Raw genomic sequence first — 20,817 nt, 5'->3', positions numbered from 1 at the left:
GCCCATGCCATCGGGGCGGCACGACTCGACCGATCTAGGGAACCGACGCGCAGGCTGCCCCCATCCTGAGGTCAGAAGTCGGTGACGAAGGCCACCAGGCCGCTGATCACGGCGGCATAGCTGGTCGCGAGCATCGCGATCAGCAGCAAGCCCGCCCACAGCCGTGCCGGCCAGCCGCGTCCGCCGCGCCAGGTCTCGCGCAGGTTCCACACCGACGTTGCGACCCCGGCGGCGATCGCCACGACCGACAGCGCGCTCAGCGCCAGGACCCCACCATTGAGGCCGTCGTTGATCCGGAAGTAGTCGGCCATGAACCAGGCGATCAAGCCGATCCAGCCGACCCAGCTCACCAGCACCAGCCAGCTCGCGGCGCGGCTGGCCCGGTACGCGTGCACGGTGCGCGGCGGCCACGGCAGCGCTAGGCGATAGCGGCGCCGCACCAAGGCGCTCAGCGCCCAGGCCAATGCACTGAGCACCAGCACCGCGAACGACACGCCCAGCACCGGCACCAGCCACGCGCCCGAGCGATAGCCCTCGACGCGCTGGAACAGCATGAACGGCGAGATCGCATCGACCGAGAACGCGGTGACCTCGCCCGCCTCGACCACGGCGGCCAAGCGCTGCTTGCCATCCAGCGTGCGCCAGACGAATGGCGCCACCGGATAGAAGCGGCTCGGCTGGCCATCGGTGCCGGAGAACATCGGGAATCCGACCGAACCGTCGCCGTGGTCCACGAGCTGGACCTGCTGGAGCTGCATCAGACGCATGAAGCCCGACTCGCTGCGGCGCGAATTCAAGTAATGGCCCGCGGCGAGCAGCCGTGCCTGCGCCTTCGCAGTCTCGAGATCGACCTGGACCGGCTGCGGCGGCTGTGCGGGGAAGTAACGGTCGGCGAAGCCTTCGAGCAGTTCGCTGCGGATCACGCCGGTCGCGCCATCGGCGCCGGTGCTGTTGACCGACACGAAGACACCGACGCCCTGGTCGCGGAACAGATACAGATACGAGTGGAAGAAGATCGTGTCGCCGCCGTGTCCGAGCACCCGCTGCCCGTTGAGGTCGATCTCGTAGAAGCCCAGCGCCATGGTCCGCAGCGGCGACACGAAGCGAGTCTGCGGCGTGTACATCTGCGCCGCGGTCGCGGCCTTGAGCAACGGAGAATCGCGGCCGGCCGCGGTCTCCAGGTGCGCGATCATGAAGCGCGCCATGTCGCTGCCGGTGGCCGCCAGGGCGCCAGCCGGCGCCGACGGCACGACTTCGTAACCGCCGGGTTCGTCCGAAGCCAGTTTGTAGCCGCGCGACATCAGCCCCGCCAGTTCGTCCGGCAGCGGCTGGCGGAAGCTCGAACGGGTCATCCGCAACGGCTGCAGGACATGCCGCTCGATGTAGTCGTCGAACGACTCGCCACTGACCCGCGCGACGATGTAGCCCGCCAGGCTGGTCGCGTAATTGGAGTACGCCGGCACCGAGCCAGGCTCGAAGATCTGGCCGGGCACCCAGGCCTTGAGGTAGGCACCAAGCTCGGTCTTGCCCGCGCGCGCCTGCGCCTCGGTGGTCATCAGGTTCTTGACCCGCTCCTCCAGCCCGGAAGTGTGGGTCATCAGGTGGCGCAGCGTGATCGGCGTTCCGCGCGTCGGCACCCGGAAGTCGAGGTAATCGTTGATGTCGGCATCCAGATCCAGGCGCCCGGCCTCGACCTGCTGCATCACCGCCGTCCAGGTCAACAGCTTGGAGACCGAGCCGGGTCGGAACAGCGTGGCATCCGGATCCACGGGCTGGCGCTTGGCGACATCGGCGTAGCCGTAACCGCGCTTGGCGATGATCTCGCCATCCTTGACCACAGTGACCACACCGCCGGCGATGTTCCCACGCGCCAGCGCGTAGGGCATGAACCCGTCGAGCCAGGCCGTCACGTCGGTCCCGGTCAGGGCCTGGGCCCCGTCGGCGGCTGGGGGCGTGTCGACAGCCGCCCTCGACTCGGGGACCGCCGTCGGGGGGACTGGCGCAGGCCCCGTCTGGGCGAACGCGGAGGTGCACAGCAGCACGCAGGCCAGCAACGATCGCACACGCAACGAACCGGGCATCGGAGGCACCTCGACGGGACGGACGCGAGACAGCCCACCGACTCTCTCGCCCTGAACCGGCCAAGTCAAGCCTGATCGGAAAATGTTTTCGATTTCCGGCGCGCAGTGCCCGATCGGGAGAATGCGACTGCAGGTGCCAGGCGGACAACCGTACATCGCACTGGAGGACGGCATCGGCGCACCGCATTCTGCGAAGATGATCCCGCACCACGGCATTCGGGAGCCAGATTGGACACGACACACGGTGACGAGGGCCTGCGCCCGATCGAGCACTGGTTCGCGCATTACTCGGCCGATCACCGCAACGCCGCCAACCAGCGGATCCATGTCGTCGCCGTCCCGGCGATTCTGTGGAGCGTGGTGGCCCTGCTGTGGTGTCTGCCGCCAGGCCCGTTCTTCCGCCACGGCGCCTGGGCCGCCCTGGCGATGTTCGGTGCCTGGCTGTTCTACCAACGCGTGTCGCGCCCGCTGGGTCTGGGCATGCTCGCACTCTTCGTGGCGATGGCCGCGGGCACCGCCTGGCTGCATCGCACACTCGGCACGCAGGGACTGCTGGCGCTGGGCGCAGCGGTGTTCGTCGTGGCATGGATCGCCCAGTTCATCGGCCACAGCCGGTGGTTCGAGGCCCGCAAACCGAGCTTCCTGACCGACCTGCGCTATCTGCTGATCGGGCCGGCGTGGGTGCTGGCCAAGCTGTATCGGCGGCTCGGCTGGCGGTACTGAGAGCGGCCGCTCAGTCCGGGAACATCGACGCGTCGGGCAGGAACGGCCGCGGCGCGTAGCCGAACGCGGCCTGCGCCGGGCCGGGATCGAACACCAGATCCTCGCGCATCCGCGCCACCGCACCTGCCGGCAACCCCTGCAACTGGCCGGCACGATGCGCCAGCCGCAGCGCCACCCCGAACAACGGCGCGGGCAGTAACAACAACCGCGGCCGTGGTACGAGGACGGCCAACGTGCGCGCGACCATGTCGCGGTAGCGCAACGTCTCGCCGCCGGGCAAGGCGTAGGCCTGGCCGGCGGCGGACGACGCATCGACCGCAGCCAGCGCCGCGGCCGCCAAATCGTCGGCATGCACGGGCTGGCGCAGGCCATGCGCATCGGACGGCAGCACGAAGAGGCCGCGACGGCGCGCGAGCGCGACCACCCGCCCCAGGTTGTGCGCGCTGCCAGGCCCATAGATCAAGGTTGGGCGCAACAGCGTCGCGGCCGCCCCCCGATCTCCGGCAGCGGCGAACAATCGCGCGCCGGCTTCGCGCAGGCGTGCGGCCAGCGCGCGCTCGTCGGGGTCGGCCGCGGCCTGCTTGGTCGCATCGCTGGTCGATCCGAACGCCACCACGCGCGGGCAGTCGGGTGCGACAGCCGCGTACCAGGCCGAGAAGTGGTCCAGCGGTCCGCAGCTGAAGATGGCATCGAAGCGTCCGGTCAACGCCGGCATCGCCTGAAAGCCGCCCAAGTGCCAGCGCAGGTCCGGTTGTGGTGGACGGGCCTCGCGGGAGACCGCGTCGACCGACCAGCCAGTGGCAATGAGTCGCACCACCAGCGCGCGCCCGATCGCGCCACTGCCGCCGAACACCAGCGCACGCCTGTTCATGTCCGCCCGCCCTGAAGAGGCGATCGGCGCCGGGAGGACGCGAACGGCACGGACCATGCTGACATCCTCACAGCATAGCCGGCAAAATCCACGAACTGTTCGCGCGTATCGGTTAGACTGCTCGGCCCTTGCGCGCTCCGCCGGCTTTCTGGCCGACCGCCTCCACAAGGAGTCCGATGCTCGAACTGTTGTTGGCCCTGCCCTTCGTGCTGGCGCTCGTCGTCGCCCTCTCGGCGCACGCGTCGCGTCGCACCACCGCCTGGCTCGCCGGCTCTGTGCCGTTGCTGGGACTGGCGATATTGGCGGCAGCGGCCGGCGACGTGTTCGACGGCACGATCCTGCGCACCGGATACGCATGGATCCCCGAGGCCGGGCTCGACTTCAGCCTGCGCATGGACGGGCTGGCCTGGACGTTTGCGCTGATGGTGCTGGGCATCGGCGGTCTGGTGGTGCTCTACGGCGCCTACTATCTGTCGCTCAAGGACAGCCCGCGACGCTTCTTCACCTACCTGCTGCTGTTCATGGGCGCGATGCTGGGCATGGTCCTGGCCGGCAACCTGCTGCTGCTGGCGGTGTTCTGGGAACTGACCTCGATCAGCTCGTTCCTGCTCATCGGGTTCTGGTCGCATCGCCAGGACGCCCGCCAGGGCGCGCGCATGGCGCTGACGATCACCGGCCTGGGCGGTCTGGCGCTGCTGGGCGGCGTGCTGCTGATCGGGCGCATCGTCGGCAGCTACGACCTCGATGCGGTGCTCGCCGCCGGCGACACGATCCGTGCCAGCCACCTCTACCCGGCGGCGCTGGCCCTGGTGCTGCTGGGCGTGTTCACCAAGAGCGCGCAGTTCCCGTTCCATTTTTGGCTGCCGCAGGCGATGGCTGCGCCCACGCCGGTGTCGGCCTATCTGCACTCGGCGACGATGGTCAAAGCGGGTGTGTTCCTGCTCGCGCGGCTGCACCCCGCGCTGGCGGGCACCGACCTGTTCTTTTACGTCGTCACTGGCGTCGGCGCGACGACGCTGCTGGTCGGCGCCTGGTTCGCGATCTTCCAGCACGACCTCAAGGGGCTGCTGGCCTACTCGACGATCTCGCACCTGGGCCTGATCACATTGCTGTTCGGCCTGTCGACCGACATGGCCGTGGTCGCCGGGCTGTTCCACATCCTCAACCACGCCATGTTCAAGGCCTCGCTGTTCATGGCGGCGGGCATCATCGACCACGAGGCCGGGACCCGCGACATGCGCCGGCTCGGCAACCTGCGGCGCTTGATGCCGATGACCAGCGCGCTGGCGATCGTCGCGTCATTGGCGATGGCCGGCATTCCGTTGCTCAACGGCTTCCTGTCCAAGGAGATGTTCTTCGCCGAGGCACTGGAGATCGGCGGCCACGGCACGATGCGGTTGGTCATCAGCGTCGCGGCGCTGCTCGCCGGCGTGTTCGGCATCGCCTACAGCCTGCGCTTCGTCCACGACACGTTCTTCGGCAACGGGCCGCGCGCGCTGGACGTGGTGCCGCACGAGCCGCCGCGCTGGATGCGCATCCCGGTCGGCGTGCTGGCCGTGCTGTGCGTCGTGGTCGGCATCGTGCCGGCACTGACGGTGCAGCCGCTGCTGCGCACGATGGTCGCCGGCACGCTCGGCGATGCCGCGCCTGCGTTCAGTCTTGCGGTCTGGCACGGGGTGAACCTGCCGCTGCTGATGAGCGTGGCCAGCCTGGTGCTGGGCGTGGCGCTGTACTTCGGCCTGCGCCGGCTGCTCGACTTCCATGCGGTGGTCACCCGGTCGATCGGCCGCCACGTGTTCCACGTCAACATCGAACGGCTGTTCTCGCTGGCGCGCGCGTTCACCGCCCGCGTGGCCAATGGCCGGCTGCAGCGCAGCCTGCTGGGCCTGCTGCTGGTCGCGTTGCTGCTCGCCGGCTGGCCGCTCGTCGGCGAAATCGGCGCGATCGTGTCCGCCGCGCCCGGCTCGCAGACCATGCCTCCGATCGGCTGGATCCTGTGGGCGCTGCTGGTGGCCGCGTCGATCGGCACGGTGCTGGTGCATGGCAAGCGGCTGACCGCGCTGATCGTCATCGGTGCGGTGGGCCTGGCCGTGAGCCTGATGTTCGTCTATCTCTCGGCGCCGGATCTGGCGCTGACCCAGTTGCTGGTGGAGATGGTCACCATTGCGCTGATGATGATGGCGCTCAATTACCTGCCCAAGCAGTCGAAGGTCGCGCGCACGCCCCTGCGCAAGGTACGCGACGTCGCGATCTCGCTGGTCGCCGGCGGCGGACTGGCGACGCTGGCCTACGCGATGATGATGGCGCCGGTGGACACGATCTCTGGCGAGTTGCTGGTGCGCTCGCTACCCGAGGCCTACGGACGCAATGTCGTCAACGTGATCCTGGTCGACTTCCGCGGCTTCGACACCTTCGGCGAGATCACCGTATTCGGCACCGCGGCACTGGTGGTGCATGCCCTGCTGCGCTGGGCGCGGCTGCAGCCCGACGAGGTGATGCCCGGCCCGCCGGTGCATCTGCCCATCGCGGCCGACCTCACCCAGTTGCTGTTCCCGCTGGCGCTCACGGTCTCGATCTATCTGTTCCTGCGCGGGCACAACGCCCCAGGCGGCGGGTTCATCGCCGGCCTGGTGTTCGCGGTGCCGGTGCTGGTGAAGTACGTCCTGCAGGGTGCGCGTGCGGTCGAGGCCACCTTCGGCTTCGACTACCTGCGCGGCATCGGCATCGGCCTGCTGCTGGCGGTGATCGGCGGCGTGGGCTCATGGTGGTTCGGATTGCCGTTCCTCACCAGCGGCCATATCGATGTGACGTTGCCGGTCGTGGGCATGCTGCCCCTGGCGAGCGCGCTGGTGTTCGACACCGGCGTCTACGTCGTGGTGTTCGCCGGCACGCTGCTGATGCTCTCGACGATGGGCACGGTCAAGCAACGCCAGGCCGGCGAGGAGACGCCCTGATGGAATTTGCGATCGCCAGCGCCATCGGCGTGCTTGCCGCCTCGGGCGTGTACCTGCTGCTGCGCGCACGCACGTTCGACGTCATCCTCGGACTGACGTTGCTCTCGTACGCCACCAACCTGTTGATCTTCTCGTCCGGCCGCATCGTGGTCGGCAAGCCGCCGGTGCTCGGCGACGGTATTCCCGAAACGCTGGCCAGCTACACCGATCCACTGCCGCAGGCGCTGGTGCTGACCGCGATCGTGATCGCGTTCGCGATGACCGCTGTAACCGTGGTCATCGCGATGCGCGAGCATTCGGACCTGCGCACCGACCATGTCGACGGCGAAGAACCCGACAGCGAGCAGCGCGGAGGTGGGCGATGAACCACATCGCGATCGCGCCGATCCTGGTGCCGCTGATCACCGGCGCCTTGCTGTTGCTGCTCGAGCGCCGACATCGCGCCTCGACACTGCGGCTGTGGGCGTGGCTGGGCATGGCGGTGCTGCTGGCGGTCAGCATCGCGCTGCTGCTGCAGGTTCAGCGCGAAGAGATGCTGGTCTACCTGCTCGGCGACTGGCCTGCGCGACTGGGCATCGCGCTGATGGTCGATCGCCTCTCGGCGATGATGGTGATGACCACCACGTTGCTTGCCATCCCATGCCTGCTCTACGCCTGCGCCGGGTGGGACAAGCGCGCGCTGCACTTCCATGCCTTGTTCCAGGTCCAACTCGCGGGCCTCAACGGCTCGTTCCTGACCGGCGACCTGTTCAACCTGTTCGTGTTCTTCGAGGTGATGCTGATCGCCTCCTACGGCCTGCTGCTGAGCGGCGCGCGCGGTGCGCGGATCAAGGCCGGCATGCACTACGTGGTGTTCAACATCGCGGCATCGACCGTGTTTCTGCTCGCGCTCGGACTGCTCTACGGCCTGCTGGGGACGTTGAACATGGCCGAGGTGGCAGTCCGCGTGGCACAGGTGCCGCCTGAGACCGCGCCCCTGGTGCGCGCTGGCGCCGGCCTGCTGCTACTGGTGTTCTGCGCCAAGGCCGCGCTGCTGCCGCTGTACCTGTGGTTGCCGGAGGCCTACGCGCGGGCACCGGCAGCGGTGGCGGCGCTGTTCACCATCATGACCAAGGTGGGGCTGTACGCGATCCTGCGCGTGTTCACGCTGGTGTTCGGCGCCGATGCCGGCCTGCTGGCCGACCTCGCTTGGCCATGGCTGTTACCGGCCGGCGCGGCAACGATGGTCCTGGCCGCGCTCGGCGTGGTCGGCGCGCCACGACTGCGCATCGGCGTGGCGTATCTGGTGCTGTTGTCGGCGGGCATGCTGTTCGTCGCATTCGCGCTCGCCAACCGTGGCGCCATCTCCGCCGGTTTGTATTACCTGCCGCACAGCGTGTTCGTGACCGCGGCGCTGTTCCTGCTGGCCGACATCATCCAGCGCCACCGTGGCAGCACCGGCGACTATCTGATGCCGATCGCCTCGATGCCTGGCAAGACCGTGCCGGCGCTGCTGTTCCTGGTCGCGGCGATCTCGGTCACCGGCCTGCCGCCGTTGTCGGGCTTCATCGGCAAGCTGCAATTGCTCAACTCGGTCCCCGAATCGGTCATCGGCTGGGTCTGGGCCGCGATCCTGGGCAGCAGCCTGATGGCAATCATCGGTCTGTCGCGCAGTGGCACTCGGTTGTTCTGGCGTGTCGATCCGGCGCCCGAGGGGACCGCTGCGATGCCCCTGCGCCGGACCGAGATCGCCGCGACCACGTTGCTGCTGGCCTACGGTGTTGCGATGACCGTCTTCGCAGGTCCATTGCTGCGCTACACCGAGGCGACCGCCGACCAGTTGCTCGACACCAGCGCGACCATCGAACGCGTCGGCGGAACCACGCCGTTGATCCGGGAGCCCTCGCGATGAAGCGCCGTTTGCTGCCGTCGATCCCGCAAAGTCTGACCGTCTTTCTGTTCTGGCTGTTGATGGCTGAGGACTTCAGCCCGGCCAACATCGTCATGGCGCTGCTGCTGGCTTGGCTGATGCCGCTGCTGGCCTCGCGGATGGAACGCGAGTTCGCCCAACTCGGCAGATTGCGCGGCGTCTGGGCCCTGGCCGCGCGCGTGTTGTGGGACATCGTGGTCGCCAACATGACTGTGGCCCGGCAGGTGCTCGGCCCTCGCGACAAGCTCAACTCCCAGTTCGTCTGGCTGCCGCTGGACCTGACCAACATCCACGGCATCTCCGCGCTCACCAGCCTGATCACGCTGACGCCCGGAACCGTGTCCGCGGAACTGTCGGAAGACCGCCGGTTTCTGTTGATCCACTGCCTGAGCACCAACGATCCCGAGGCGCTGGTCGCCGAGATCAAGGACCGCTACGAGGCCCCGCTGCGGGAGATCTTCCCATGAACGGCAATCCCCTGATCGAGCTGGCCATCATCGCCGGCATGCATCTGGTCGGCATCGCGATGCTGCTGTCGGCCTGGCGTCTGCTGCGCGGGCCCACCGCGCCCGATCGCATCCTCGCGCTCGACACGCTTTACGTCAGCTCAATTGCCCAGCTCATCCTGTTCGGCATGCTGATGGACACCGAGATCTATTTCGAAGCGGCGCTGATCATCGCGATGCTTGGCTTCGTCGGGACCGTGGTGCTCAGCAAGTACGTGATCCGCCGGGACGTCGTGGAATGAACATCGTCCTCGACCTCGTCATCGCGCTGTTGCTGCTGGTGGGTTGCTTCTTCACCTTGCTCGGTGCGATCGCACTGCTCAAGCTGCGCGACTTCTTTCAGCGCGTCCACGGGCCGGCCAAGGCCAGCACGCTGGGCGTGGGCTGCATCCTGTTCGCCTCGATCCTCTACCATTCGGTCAACGAGAGCGGCGTCCACCCGCGCGAACTGCTGATCACCGTGTTCCTGTTCCTGACCGCACCGATCAGCGCGCACTTGATGTCGCGCGCCGCGCTGTCGCTGATGGACAACCGGCCACCGCACCCCGAGCGCACGCCGGATGCGAACCAGCGCGTGGTCGACGACGACGATCCAGCGCCGCCCGAGCGCGACTGAGCCTCCGTCAGCCGCGCCTTTGGGCGAGGGACGCGGCTTCAGCCGCAGCCTTCGAGGTAGTCGATCTGCGGCGGCACACCAATGCGCCATTCGGTGACCTTGCCGGCTGCATCGGTCTCGAACACCAGGGCCTTGTCGCCTTCGGCGACACGCAATGTCTGCGCGCCCTCCACGTACTTGTGCGGCGAGGCTTCGACGCGTCCGTTGTACAGGCGCACGATCTCGGCCCGATCCATGCCGACCTTGCCGCCGCCCGGGGCGGTGTAGCCCGCGTTGCGGACATCGATCCGGACGAAGCGATCGCCCTCCATCATGAAGCCGAGCCGGTAATCGGTCGTGCCGATCGGCTGCGGCTTGAGGATGTAGCAGCCGCCCGGCTCCGAAGGCGCCGCGTCGCCGAGGTCATTGCCCCAGGACATGCGCACCTCCTCTTCAGTGCTGCCGAACGCCGCTGGTCCGAAGCCGTCGAACGTGATCACGCCATCGACCACCTGCGGGATGTTGGTGCCCGTCGCCTGCGTGGGGGCCGACGGCGCGTCGGTGCCTGCGGACGGCATCGGCGGCGAGCCTGCAGGCGCAGGATCGGCAGCCTGCGGCGTCTGGGCATCGGCCTGGGAGCCCGAGGCTGGCGTTGGCGAGCGGTCGCCGCAGGCGGACAGCGCGAGTGCCAGCAAGGCGACGGCAGGCAGGGTCTGCTTCATGGGTCACTCCACGGAAAAAGACCGCGCCAGCGTCCGCGAGCCCGCGTGAATGGGCTGCGAACTGTGCGGCTGCCGCGGCCGACGGGCACCGGCTTGACCCCATTGTTGCCGCCGCTTGCTGCCCGCCCCTCCACCGCCGTGGCGGGCGTGATGTCCTGCGCTAACGCGGTGGGACGAACCGACGCTCCAAGCCCGCCCAGACCGTCTGGTAGTCCGCCTGCCGATGCGCGGCTTCGAGCGCCTGCATGGTCGGCCGCAGCACACCACGGGTCTCGAACATGAAGGCCATCGTGTCGGCGATCACGTCGGGCCTGGAGAGATCGGCAGCGCTGGCCTTGTCGAACGTGGCCGCGTCCGGCCCGTGGCCGCTCATGCAGTTGTGCAGCGAACAGGCACCGGGTGAGAAGCCGTCGGCCTTGGCGTCGTACTGCCCGTGCACCAGACCCATGAATTCGCTGGCGACGTTGCGGTGGAACCACGGCGGCCGGAACGTATGCTGGGCCACCAGCCAGCGCGGCGGGAAGATCGCGAAATCGAGATTGGCCGTGCCGGGGGTGTCGCTGGGCGAGGTGAGCACGGTGAAGATGCTCGGGTCCGGGTGGTCGAAACTGATCGAGCCGATCGTGTTGAACCGGCGCAGATCGTACTTGTACGGCGCGTAGTTGCCGTGCCAGCCGACGACGTCGAGCGGCGAGTGCCCGATCGGCGCCTGCCACAGATGGCCCTGGAACTTGGCGATCAGCGAGAAGTCGCCCTCAAGCTCCTCGTAGCGCGCGACCGGGGTCAGAAAATCGCGCGGGTTGGCCAGGCCATTGGCCCCGATCGGCCCGAGGTCGGGCAGGCGCAGCGCACGCCCCTGGTTCTCGCACACGTAACCACGACTCGCCCCGTCAGGCAGTTCGACGCGGAAGCGGATGCCGCGCGGGATCACCGCGATCTCCTGCGGCTCGACCTCGAGCGTGCCGAGCTCGGTCGCCACCACCAGCCGGCCCAACTGCGGTACCAGCAACAACTCGCCGTCGGCGCTGTAGAAGAAGCGGTCGGTCATCGATGCGTTGGCCGCGTAGACGTGGATGCCCACGCCGTCGTAGGCGCCGGCGCCGCCGCTGCCGCCCATCGAGAACAGACCATCGACGAAATCGACCGGCGTCTCGGGCAATGGGATCGGGCTCCAACGCAGTTGTTCCGGCGTCACCGGACCGCGATCGAAACCGTCGTGGAAGCGCGGCTGCGCGAACGGCACAAAGCGCCCGTGCAGCACTGCCGGGCGGATGCGGTACAGCCAACTGCGTCGGTTCTCGCCGCGCGGCGCGGTGAACGCAGTGCCCGACAGCTGCTCGGCATAAAGCCCATGCGCGACCCGCTGCGGCGAGTTCTGGCCGACCGGCAGCGTGCCGGGTTCGGCCTGGGTCGCGAACTCGTTGCCGAATCCGGACATGTAGTCGAACGCAGGGCGCGGCTGCGCCGCTGCCTGCGGCATCGGGATGATCGTGTCGTCGATCGTTGCGTTCATCGCTTCACCTGGAGGATCGTTGCCATCACCGCGCAGCGCGGGCATGGCGTCAAGTCGCGCACACCCGTCGCCGGCGTTCGGCCGTCATGCGATGCCGTGCGCCGACGCCCGCCGTGCGCCAGCGCGCGGCGTCACAGCACGCCGCGCTTCATCTGGTCGCGCTCGATGCTCTCGAACAGCGCCTGGAAATTGCCCTCGCCGAAGCCCTCGTTGCCCTTGCGCTGGATGATCTCGAAGAAGATCGGACCGAACGCGTTCTCGGTGAAAATCTGCAGCAGCTTGCGCTGCTTGGTCTCGGGATCGGCGTCGATCAGGATCTTGTTGCGGCGCAGCCGCGGCACATCCTCACCGTGGTCGGGAATGCGCTGGTCGATCACGTCGAAATAGGTGTCGGGCGTGTCGAGGAAGGTGATGCCGTGCTCGCGCATCTTCTCGATCGAGCTGTAGATGTCGTCGGTGAAGCAGGCGATGTGCTGGATGCCCTCGCCCTTGTACGCATCGAGGTACTCGTTGATCTGCGACTTCGGATCGCTCGACTCGTTGAGCGGGATGCGCACGATGCCGTCAGGCGCGGTCATCGCCTTGGACACCAGGCCGGTCTTGCTGCCCTTGATGTCGAAGTAACGGATCTCGCGGAAGTTGAACAGCTTCTCGTAGTAATCCGACCACTTCTGCATGTTGCCGAAGTAGAGGTTGTGCGTGAGATGGTCGATGAAGGTCAGCCCGAACCCGGTCGGATTCTGGTCGGCGCCCTCGACCGGCACATAGTCGTCCCCGTAGATCGAACCGGCGGCGCCGTAGCGATCGACCAGATAGAGCATGCAGTCGCCGATGCCCTTGACGACCGGCGCATCGACCGCCTTGGTGGATTCGCGCGCGCCCACCGCCTCGCCGCCGTTCTCGAGCACACGTCCATAGACCTCGTCGGCCGGCCGCTTGAAACGGATCGCAAAGCCGCAGGCCGACGGGCCGTGGGCCTTGGCGAAATCGGCGGCGAACGAATCGGGGTCGGCGTTGAGCAGGAAGTTCACCCCGCCCTGGCGGTACACGGTGATCGGCCGCGACGTGTGCTTGAGCACCGCGGTGAAGCCCATGTTGCGGAAGTACGCGTGCATGGCATCGGCCTGGCCTTCGGGGGCTGCGAACTCGACGAATTCGAAGCCGTCGATGCCCATCGGATTCTCGAACGTGGTGACGTCCATGCCCAGGTTGGGGGCGGTGTGTGCGTGGGCGCTCATGGGATACTCCGTGGCGTGACGATGGCTTGGATGCCCGTTTATAGTTTCAACTGCAACCACTTGCAAGGCGCACCGCACCATGACGCAGTCGGTTACCTCCGTCGCTGGCGACGGGCAGGCCCTCCAGAGCCATGAACACGCCACCCTCGACCTCGAGACGTTCCTGCCCTATCGGCTCAGCGTGCTGACCAACCACATCAGCCGCGGCCTGGCGGACATCTATTCCGAGCGTTTCGGCATCAGCGTGACCGAGTGGCGGGTGATCGCGGTGCTTGGCCGCGACCGCGGCCTGTCAGCGAACGAAGTCGCCGAACGCACCGCGATGGACAAGGTCGCCGTCAGCCGCGCGGTCGCGCGGCTGCTCGAACGCGAATTGCTGCTGCGCGGCATGCACGACAGCGACCGCCGGCGCTCGGTGCTCGCGCTCAGCCGCGCCGGCGAAGCGGTCTACGACGTCGTGGCCCCGCTCGCGCTGGAGTACCAGCAGCGGGTGATGGCCCCGCTCGATGCCGACGAGCGCGCGACGCTGCTGCGGCTGATGGACAAACTCGAGGCTGCGCTGGCCGGCTGATCGCCGGCGCGCAAACGAAAACGGCGGCCCGAAGGCCGCCGTTCGCTATCCGGTTCGAGCGATCACTTCACGCCGTGCATCAGCCGGTTGACCAACGGCGCGATCACGAACAGCAGCACCCCGGCACCGGCGAGCGCCCAGAAGCCGACGGTGTAGCCGGCCTGCGCCGAGGCGGCGGTCATGCCGCTTTCGCCGCTGACCTGGCCGGCGAAGATGCCCGCCAGGTTGTTGCCGATCGCGACCGACAGGAACCAGCAGCCCATCGCCATGCCAGCCACGCGCGAGGGCGCCAGCTTGGTCGTCATCGACAACCCGATTGGCGACAGGCACAGCTCGCCGATCGACTGGATCACATACACCGCAAACAGCGTCCAGAACGGGATCTTGCCGTTGCCGTCGACCATGCTGTTGAGCGCGATCATCAGCAGCAGGAACGCCAGGCCGTTGAAGATCAGGCCCAGACCGAACTTGCGCGGGATCGACGGATTGGCGCGGCCCATCTTGACCCACATCCAGGCCATGATCGGCGCGAAGGTGATGATGGCGATCGAGTTCACCGACTGGAACCACTCCAGCGGGAAGGTCCAGCTGCCGAATTCGCGATTGACGATGCGATCGGCGAGGAAGGTGAACGAGCTGCCGGCCTGCTCGAAGAACATCCAGAACAACACGTTGAACACGAAGATGATCAGCATCGCGATCACCTTGTCGCGCGCCACCTTGCCCTCGCGGATACCTTCGACCAGCAGCATCACCGCCGGCACCACGAACAGGGCCATCAGGATCGCCTGCAGCGCGCTCGCATCGATGGTGAGCAGGAAGTAGAACAGCGGGACGCCGATGGCGGCGCCGAGCAGCGCGACCAGGCCGACGCGGCCGAGGCCTTCGTGACCCGGTTCCGGAAGACCGATGCCCTTGAGCTGACTGCGGCCGGCCCAGAACCACACCAGGCTGATCACCATGCCGATGCCGGCGGCGATGAACACCCACTGGTAGTGGGGGTCGGTGTCGGTGCCAAACACCTTGCGCGCCAGCCAGCCGGTGACCACCGGCGCAATCATCGCGCCGATGTTGATGCCCATGTAGAAGATCGTGAAGCCCGCATCGCGACGCGCGTCGCCCTGCATGTACAGCTTGCCGACCATGGTCGAGATGATCGGCTTGAACAGGCCGTTGCCGACGATGATCGTCGCCAAGCCCAGCTTGAACAGCGGCTCGCTCGGCGAGGCCAGCATGAACAGCCCCAGCGCCATGAACATCGCGCCGAGCAGGATCGAGCGCTGGAAGCCGATCAGCTTGTCGGCAACGTAGCCACCGAAGATCGCACCCGCATAGACCAGCGCCAGGTACGCGCCGTACATCTCGCTCGCCGGCCGCTCGCCGGCCGCATCGCCGCCGTGGAACTGCGCGACGATGTACAGCACCATCGCCCAGCGGATGCCGTAGAACGCGAAGCGTTCCCAGAACTCCGACATGAAGAGCATCCACAGCGGGCGTGGATGGCCAAGCACCTGGGAGAACTCGGGCGGATTGACGGGCGGCGGCGGTACGGCCGCGACTTTGGGCTCGACGACGTCGGCGCTCATGGAGATCCTTGCATAAAGGGAAGCTGGGACGACCCGGACGATCGCGACCGCCGGGAAGCGGCGAGAATCCCAGCCCGGAGCCCGGGCGTCAACGTGGCGTCAACGCCGACCGACCCACTCTGCGCGACCCGCCCCCTGTTCAGCCAGCCGGATAGGTGTAGCTCGCGCCCAACCCCAGCGGGATGTCCAATGCCCAGAACGCCAGCAGGAACGACGTCCACAGCACCGACAGGGCGATCGAATACGGAATCATGATCGACACCAGCGTGCCGATGCCGGCCGCGGTCACGTAGCGCTGGCAGAACACCACGATCAGCGGGAAGTACGGCATCAACGGGGTCAGGATCGTCGTCATCGAGTCGCCGACACGGTACGCGGCCTGGGTCAGGTCCGGCGACACGCCAAGCTGCATCATCAGCGGCACCATGATCGGCGCCAGCAAGGCCCATTTGGCCGAGGCCGAACCGATGAACAGGTTGACCACACCGGTCATCACGATCAGGCCCAGAATCGTCAACCACATCGGCAACCCGAGCGCCTTGAGAAAGTCCGCGCCCTCCACCGCCATCAACGTACCCAGGCCCGAGCCATTGAACGCGGCCAGGAACTGCGCGATGAAGAACGCGATGACGATGTAGTAGCCCATGCCGCTCATCGACTTGGTCATCGCCGCGATGACATCGCGGTGCGAGCGGACCGTGCCGGCGACGGCGCCGTAGACCACGCCCGGCAGCAGGAACAGCACGAAGATCAACGCGACGATCGACTGCATCACCGGCGCGGCCGCGACCAACAGCGGATGGCTGCCCTCGGGCACGGCCTCTGCCGGCGCGCGCCACGGCGAGGCCTCGGGCATCAGCGTCAGCGCGAACACCAGGCACGCGGCGAGCATCGCGACCACGGCCCAGATCAGGCCACGCTTCTCGGCCGCGCGCAGCGGGTCCATCTTCGGCAGGTTGGCCGGGTCGCCGTCCACGACCGTGCGCGCCAGTCGCGGTTCGACGATGCGGTCGGTGACGAACCAGCCGATCGCGATGATCAGCAGACTCGAGGCAGTGGTGAAGATCCAGTTGTTGAGCGGGTTGATCGTCAACGCCGGGTCGAGGATGCGGCCCGCTTCCTGGGTGAAACCGGCCAGCAGCGGATCCAGCGACGAGGGCACCAGCAGCGTCGCCGAGAATCCACCCGACACACCACAGAATGCGGCGGCGATTCCGGCGAGCGGATGGCGCCCGGCCGCGTAGAAGATCACCCCGCCCAGCGGGATCACCAGCACGTAGCCGGCATCGACCGCGACGTGGCTCAGCACCGCGACCGCGACCAGCGCCGGCGTCAGCAGCATCTTCGGCGTCACCGACAGCACGCTGCGCAGTGCCGCATTGATGAAGCCGGTGTGTTCGGCCACGCCCAGCCCCAGCATCGCGACCAGCACCACGCCCAATGGCGCGAAGCCCAGGAACACCCGCACCATGTTGGCCATGAACGCGGTCAGCGACTCGCCCGAGAGCTGGTTGACGATCTGGATCGGCGTGCCGCTGCGCGGATCGATCGCGGCGAAGTCCACGCCCGACAACGCCCACGACAACCCCCACACCGCAAGCATCAACAGCAGAAACAGCATGGCCGGATCCGGCAGCCGGTTGCCGGTGCGTTCGATCGCGTCGAGAAGACGGGCGACGGTGCCGCGCGGTGCACCGGTATCGGACGTAGGCTGGCTCATGCGATGGAATCCCCTGCAAAGCGTGCGATCGCGCATCCTAGCAGCACGTCGCAGCCCCACGGCGTCGGGCCGCCTGCGTCCACCGGCGCCCGTTTCCCGGCGCCCGGCCATCGCACCGGCCGGACGCCTGCATGACGCGGTGCCGTCAGCGCACGATGCTGGCGCGCACGCTGACCCGCTCGAACGCGCGCTCGCCGGCCACGCGCAGGTACCAACGGCCCGCGGCCGGCGCCATCACCTGGATCAGTTCGTTGTTGCCCGGACGGAGCGAGCGCAGGTCGAAGTCGTCCGGCGTCGGAACTGCTGCATGCGACGCGTACAACGACACATCGCCGCTACCGCCCGACGTCAGCACGCGCAGGGAACGCGCGCCTTCGGGCACATCGATGCGGAACAACCGCGACGCGCCCGCCGCGCCCGAGAGACCCTGGACCGGCACGCCATCGGTCAACGGCAGCGCCGGATCGGCGAGTACCGCGACCGATGCGCGGGCACTGTTGTCGCCCTCGTCCGGATCGTGGGTCTGCGAGGTCGCAGCGACGGTCAGCACCAGCGTCCGGCCGATGGCCGAGGCCGGCGCGGTCGCAGACAGCGCGAATGCCGCTTCGCCCGCAACCGCGAGCGCATCGTGATTGCACGACAGTGTCGTCGTGCCGCCACCGACGACCGGCGCCTCGCAGTCCCAACCCGCCGGCGCGGTGACCACGAGGTCCGCGAGTTCGGCATCGATGACCGCACCGAAGCCGGGGAACTGCGCGGGATCAGGGCCGGCGTTGCGCAGCACGGCCGAGAACGCCAGGGGCGCACCCTCGAAGACGTCGGCATTCGCCGCCTCGGCCTCGATGCCGAGGTCGGCCAGCGCCGCCGGCTGCAGCCGCAGCAGCAGCACCGTGGGGTCGTGATCCGACAGCCGGGTCGGCGTGGTCGCATCGTTGCGCGCGACTTCGGGAAAGTCAGCGTTGATGCGCGCATGGCTGATGTCGAGGCCGGCGACCAGCGGCGAATCGACGACCGCCTGGTTCACCAGCACATGGTCGAGCGACTGCGCCTGGTAGTCGAAGACGAAGGAGTAGCGCGCCTCGTCGCTCGCCTCCAGCGTCATGTTCAGCAGCGACGGCGCCACCAGCACCGCCCCATCGCCATCGACCGCGGTCTGCGCATCCGGGGACGGCAGACCCGTCGTCGTGCCCATCGCATCGACGTAGCCGTCGTTGAACTCGAAAGCATTGAAATCGCCGAGCACGACAATGTGCCGACTCGCATCGGCCCGCTGCATGTCGTCGATCAGCGTGGCCAGGAATTCGGCCTGGCGCTGACGCTTGGCACGCACCCGCGCGCCACCGCTGATCCAGCCATTGCTGCCGCCGTCGTCGGCCTCGATGCCGCTGAGTGAGCGCTGATGGACGACGATCGCGGTGAACGGGAACCGGCGACCGTCGGCGAAATGCGCCACCGCATCGAGCACCAGCGGCGGCCGATCGTTGAGCACGCTGGTCGAGCCGTTGGGGTTCGCCAGCACCGCCTCGGCGCCCTGCTGCACGACCGAGCGCACTTCGATCCGCGCGATGCCCGGCGCGACCGCGCCGGCCCGCACCAGGAAGCCAACATCGATGCCACCGACATCGAAGCCCTCCTGCAGATAGGCGACGTAGCCCGGATCGGGCTGGCCCGCGGCCATGGCATCGGCGTTGATGCGCGCGGCCAGCCTCTGCAACACGCCGAGGTTCTCGACCTCGGTCACGCCGACAACATCGGGCGCGTGCAGGAAGGCGCGGATGCCGATCGACGCCTTGGCCAGCCGCCGTTCCAGCGCCGCAGCGGTCAGCGTCGGGCCGCTGTTGCCGTCGTTGACGGTGTCGAAGAAGCGCTGCAGGTTGTAGGTCGCCAGACTCACATGGTCGGGGCCCGGCAGCGCCGCCGGACGCACCTCGCCGGCCCCACTGCAGTCGGTGTCGAGCGCGCCCTCGGGATAGATCGTGTAGCGCCGGAACGTGTAATCGAGCGGGCCGGTCAGCGAGCCGCCGACGATCCGGCAGCCGGCCGCAAGGTCGGCCGACGGCGCACCGATCGTGGCGCTGTTGACGACGATCGTCTCGGGATTGAAGTCCCAGCGCGGGATCGCCGGCGCGCTACTGCCCAAGGGGTCGGGATCGGGCACTTGGATGCCCGGCTCGCGGAACGGGCGCGGGGTCCCGGTCACCACGACCGCGAAGCGACCGTTGCCGGTCGCGCTCGCGGCGCGCTCGTCGATGTTGCCGCCGGTCGGCGCCACGACGGTGAAGCTCGGCGCGGTCACGCGCATGCCCTCCAGCGGCTCGAGCTGGTCGAGACCGCCGTCGGCATGCGGCAGTTCGACGGTCAGCACGACCGGCGCCGGCAGCGCATGGCCGCTGGACAGCGCCACGACCGAGGCATCGGTGATCTCGGTCAGCGGGAGTTGGCGCGGGTCGGCGGCCGGCACGTATTCGATGACCGTGCCCTGCACCAGCACCTTGTTGCCGACCGCGGCATCGGCGGGCGGCACGCTGCCAGTGAACACGAACACGCCTTCCGAGGTCATCGGGTCGCCATCGTCCTCGCCGTCGGGCGTCTGGATGAAGAAGCCGTTGTTCTTGCGGCCGGTGACGATACCGGTCGTGGCGACCGGCTGGTTCTCGACCGGCGAGCGGGCACCCGGCCCTTGGATGTGGTGGATCGGCAGCGTCAACACGTCATCGTTGACGATCAGCCCAGTCCCGCGCGTCTTGGCGACGAGCGCGCCCTCGACATCGGCCAGGTCCACGTGGAAATCCTCGTCGGGCTCGACGCGCTCGTCGCCGACCACATCGACGTGAATCGTCAGCTCGCGCTGGCCGGGCGCGAAGCTGCCTGTCCCGGACTTGGCGATGTAGTCCTGGTCGGCCACGGTCGCGCTGCCATCGGTGGTCGCATACGCGAAGCGCACCCCATCCGGTCCCGCCGGCTGATTGAGGCTGACGGTGAAGAAGAACGGCGTCGTGCCGCTGTCGCCCTCGGCGCCGCGGCTATCGCCGATGCTCAGGTACAGCGCCCCGCCTCCGCCGCAGACATTCGGCACCGAGGCGGCGTTGCGCGGCGCCGGTGCGGCGGCGGAGAAGTCGGCGGCGTTGTCGTCGCTGTCGGTGCAACCGCCGCCGGCACGCACGGCGGCCAGCGCATTGCCCAGCGCCGGGGCCGGCCCGGTGCCCTCGAAGAAATTGGCGCCGCCGAAGCCGACCAGGTCGAGGATCAGCGCCTGCTGCGCCGGGGTGCAGGGCGTGCTGCCGCCGTTGCAGCCCAGCCCGGCTGCGGTGTCGGCCAGCACCACCTTGCCCGCGCTGCCCGACATATTGATCGTGCCGCTCGCATCGGGCGCCGGCAGTGGGTCGCCGTTCGCGCCGCCCGCCAGTGCGACGAGGAAGTAGCCGCCAGCGGGGATGTCGACGCTTGGCAGCACCACGATCTGGTTGGCACCGGCGCCGAAATGGCCGTTGCCGGTCGCACTCGCGTACTGCACCGACTTGCCGGCGAGCGAGGCGGGCTGGTCGCCGGCGTTGAACAGCTCGACGTAGTCGGCCTGGTACGGGGCGCCAGCGTTACCGCCTCCACCGTAGATCTGGCTGACCACTACCTGGGCCTGCGCGCCCGTGGCTGCGCAGGACAGCAACAGCGCCGGCAACAGCCGGCGGACGGTCTCGTTCATGCGTCGGTTCCCCTGGCATCCCCGGGCGAAGGCGCCCCTGGACGGAGTGTGGACGGGGCCGATGTCGTTTGCATGACGCTGTGCGGCAATTGCCGACGACCCGGGTCACGGGCACCGGTCGCCGGGCG

General features: G+C 68.1%; 16 protein-coding genes. 8 read left to right on the top strand and 8 right to left on the bottom strand.

The genetic code is table 11. From position 1 onward, the window contains the following. Positions 1–71 precede the first annotated feature (71 nt). Positions 72–2,081 (bottom strand): serine hydrolase, encoded by a 2,010-nt coding sequence (locus ABE487_RS02220; protein ID WP_346450772.1) that lies wholly within the window; start codon positions 2,079–2,081, stop codon positions 72–74. Positions 2,082–2,309: 228 nt separating this feature from the next. On the opposite strand from ABE487_RS02220, the gene ABE487_RS02215 reads away from it, so the two are divergent. Next, complete coding sequence (locus ABE487_RS02215) at positions 2,310–2,804, top strand: Mpo1-like protein (protein ID WP_346441722.1); 495 nt, start codon at positions 2,310–2,312, stop codon at positions 2,802–2,804. Positions 2,805–2,814: 10 nt separating this feature from the next. Here ABE487_RS02215 and ABE487_RS02210 read toward each other — a convergent pair whose 3' ends face one another. Next, positions 2,815–3,675, bottom strand: coding sequence for an NAD-dependent epimerase/dehydratase family protein (locus ABE487_RS02210; protein WP_346441723.1), 861 nt, complete (start codon positions 3,673–3,675; stop codon positions 2,815–2,817). 176 nt (positions 3,676–3,851) lie between these two features. Here ABE487_RS02210 and ABE487_RS02205 point away from each other — a divergent pair, with 176 nt between their 5' ends. Genes ABE487_RS02205 through ABE487_RS02180 form a run of 6 tightly spaced genes read left to right on the top strand, consistent with a single transcriptional unit; the run spans position 3,852 to position 9,660 of the window. Continuing rightward, positions 3,852–6,629, top strand: coding sequence for a monovalent cation/H+ antiporter subunit A (locus tag ABE487_RS02205; protein WP_346441724.1), 2,778 nt, complete (start codon positions 3,852–3,854; stop codon positions 6,627–6,629). Then, positions 6,629–6,994 (top strand): Na+/H+ antiporter subunit C, encoded by a 366-nt coding sequence (locus ABE487_RS02200; protein ID WP_346441725.1) that lies wholly within the window; start codon positions 6,629–6,631, stop codon positions 6,992–6,994. The genes ABE487_RS02205 and ABE487_RS02200 overlap by 1 nt, the downstream gene beginning before the upstream one ends. Next, positions 6,991–8,520, top strand: coding sequence for a monovalent cation/H+ antiporter subunit D (locus ABE487_RS02195; protein ID WP_346450770.1), 1,530 nt, complete (start codon positions 6,991–6,993; stop codon positions 8,518–8,520). Before ABE487_RS02200 ends, ABE487_RS02195 begins: the two co-directional genes overlap by 4 nt. After that, positions 8,517–9,005 (top strand): Na+/H+ antiporter subunit E, encoded by a 489-nt coding sequence (locus ABE487_RS02190; protein ID WP_346441727.1) that lies wholly within the window; start codon positions 8,517–8,519, stop codon positions 9,003–9,005. The genes ABE487_RS02195 and ABE487_RS02190 overlap by 4 nt, the downstream gene beginning before the upstream one ends. Further along, positions 9,002–9,286 carry a K+/H+ antiporter subunit F gene (locus tag ABE487_RS02185; RefSeq protein ID WP_346441728.1) on the top strand — a complete coding sequence of 95 codons (285 nt, stop codon included), beginning with the start codon at positions 9,002–9,004 and terminating at the stop codon, positions 9,284–9,286. Before ABE487_RS02190 ends, ABE487_RS02185 begins: the two co-directional genes overlap by 4 nt. Further along, a complete protein-coding gene (locus ABE487_RS02180) occupies positions 9,283–9,660 on the top strand; it encodes a Na+/H+ antiporter subunit G (protein WP_346441729.1) in 378 nt (125 codons plus the stop codon). The genes ABE487_RS02185 and ABE487_RS02180 overlap by 4 nt, the downstream gene beginning before the upstream one ends. A gap of 38 nt (positions 9,661–9,698) precedes the next feature. Here the strand turns inward: ABE487_RS02180 and ABE487_RS02175 are convergent, their stop codons facing one another. From ABE487_RS02175 to hppD, 3 genes are all read right to left on the bottom strand, one after another. Beyond that, complete coding sequence (locus ABE487_RS02175; RefSeq protein ID WP_346450769.1) at positions 9,699–10,361, bottom strand: lectin; 663 nt, start codon at positions 10,359–10,361, stop codon at positions 9,699–9,701. A gap of 160 nt (positions 10,362–10,521) precedes the next feature. Beyond that, positions 10,522–11,841 (bottom strand): homogentisate 1,2-dioxygenase, encoded by a 1,320-nt coding sequence (gene hmgA, locus ABE487_RS02170; RefSeq protein WP_346447405.1) that lies wholly within the window; start codon positions 11,839–11,841, stop codon positions 10,522–10,524. Positions 11,842–12,005: 164 nt separating this feature from the next. Continuing rightward, the gene (hppD, locus tag ABE487_RS02165; RefSeq protein WP_346450768.1) at positions 12,006–13,112 is read right to left on the bottom strand and encodes a 4-hydroxyphenylpyruvate dioxygenase; all 1,107 of its coding nucleotides are present in this window, start codon (positions 13,110–13,112) and stop codon (positions 12,006–12,008) included. Positions 13,113–13,191: 79 nt separating this feature from the next. On the opposite strand from hppD, the gene ABE487_RS02160 reads away from it, so the two are divergent. Next, the gene (locus ABE487_RS02160) at positions 13,192–13,683 is read left to right on the top strand and encodes a MarR family winged helix-turn-helix transcriptional regulator (protein WP_346447386.1); all 492 of its coding nucleotides are present in this window, start codon (positions 13,192–13,194) and stop codon (positions 13,681–13,683) included. Positions 13,684–13,745: 62 nt separating this feature from the next. Here ABE487_RS02160 and ABE487_RS02155 read toward each other — a convergent pair whose 3' ends face one another. From ABE487_RS02155 to ABE487_RS02145, 3 genes are all read right to left on the bottom strand, one after another. Further along, positions 13,746–15,269: a peptide MFS transporter gene (locus ABE487_RS02155; protein ID WP_346447385.1), complete on the bottom strand. Its 1,524-nt coding sequence runs from the start codon at positions 15,267–15,269 to the stop codon at positions 13,746–13,748. 139 nt (positions 15,270–15,408) lie between these two features. After that, positions 15,409–16,989 carry an AbgT family transporter gene (locus ABE487_RS02150; RefSeq protein ID WP_346450766.1) on the bottom strand — a complete coding sequence of 527 codons (1,581 nt, stop codon included), beginning with the start codon at positions 16,987–16,989 and terminating at the stop codon, positions 15,409–15,411. A 145-nt stretch (positions 16,990–17,134) separates the two neighbouring features. Further along, the gene (locus ABE487_RS02145; RefSeq protein ID WP_346450764.1) at positions 17,135–20,689 is read right to left on the bottom strand and encodes a pre-peptidase C-terminal domain-containing protein; all 3,555 of its coding nucleotides are present in this window, start codon (positions 20,687–20,689) and stop codon (positions 17,135–17,137) included. Between the last annotated feature and the right edge of the window lie 128 nt (positions 20,690–20,817).

This window comes from Luteimonas sp. TWI596 (assembly GCF_039674105.1).
Lineage (GTDB): Bacteria > Pseudomonadota > Gammaproteobacteria > Xanthomonadales > Xanthomonadaceae > Luteimonas.
Note: the sequence above shows the minus strand (reverse complement) of the source record. Positions and strands in the feature narration are given on the sequence as shown.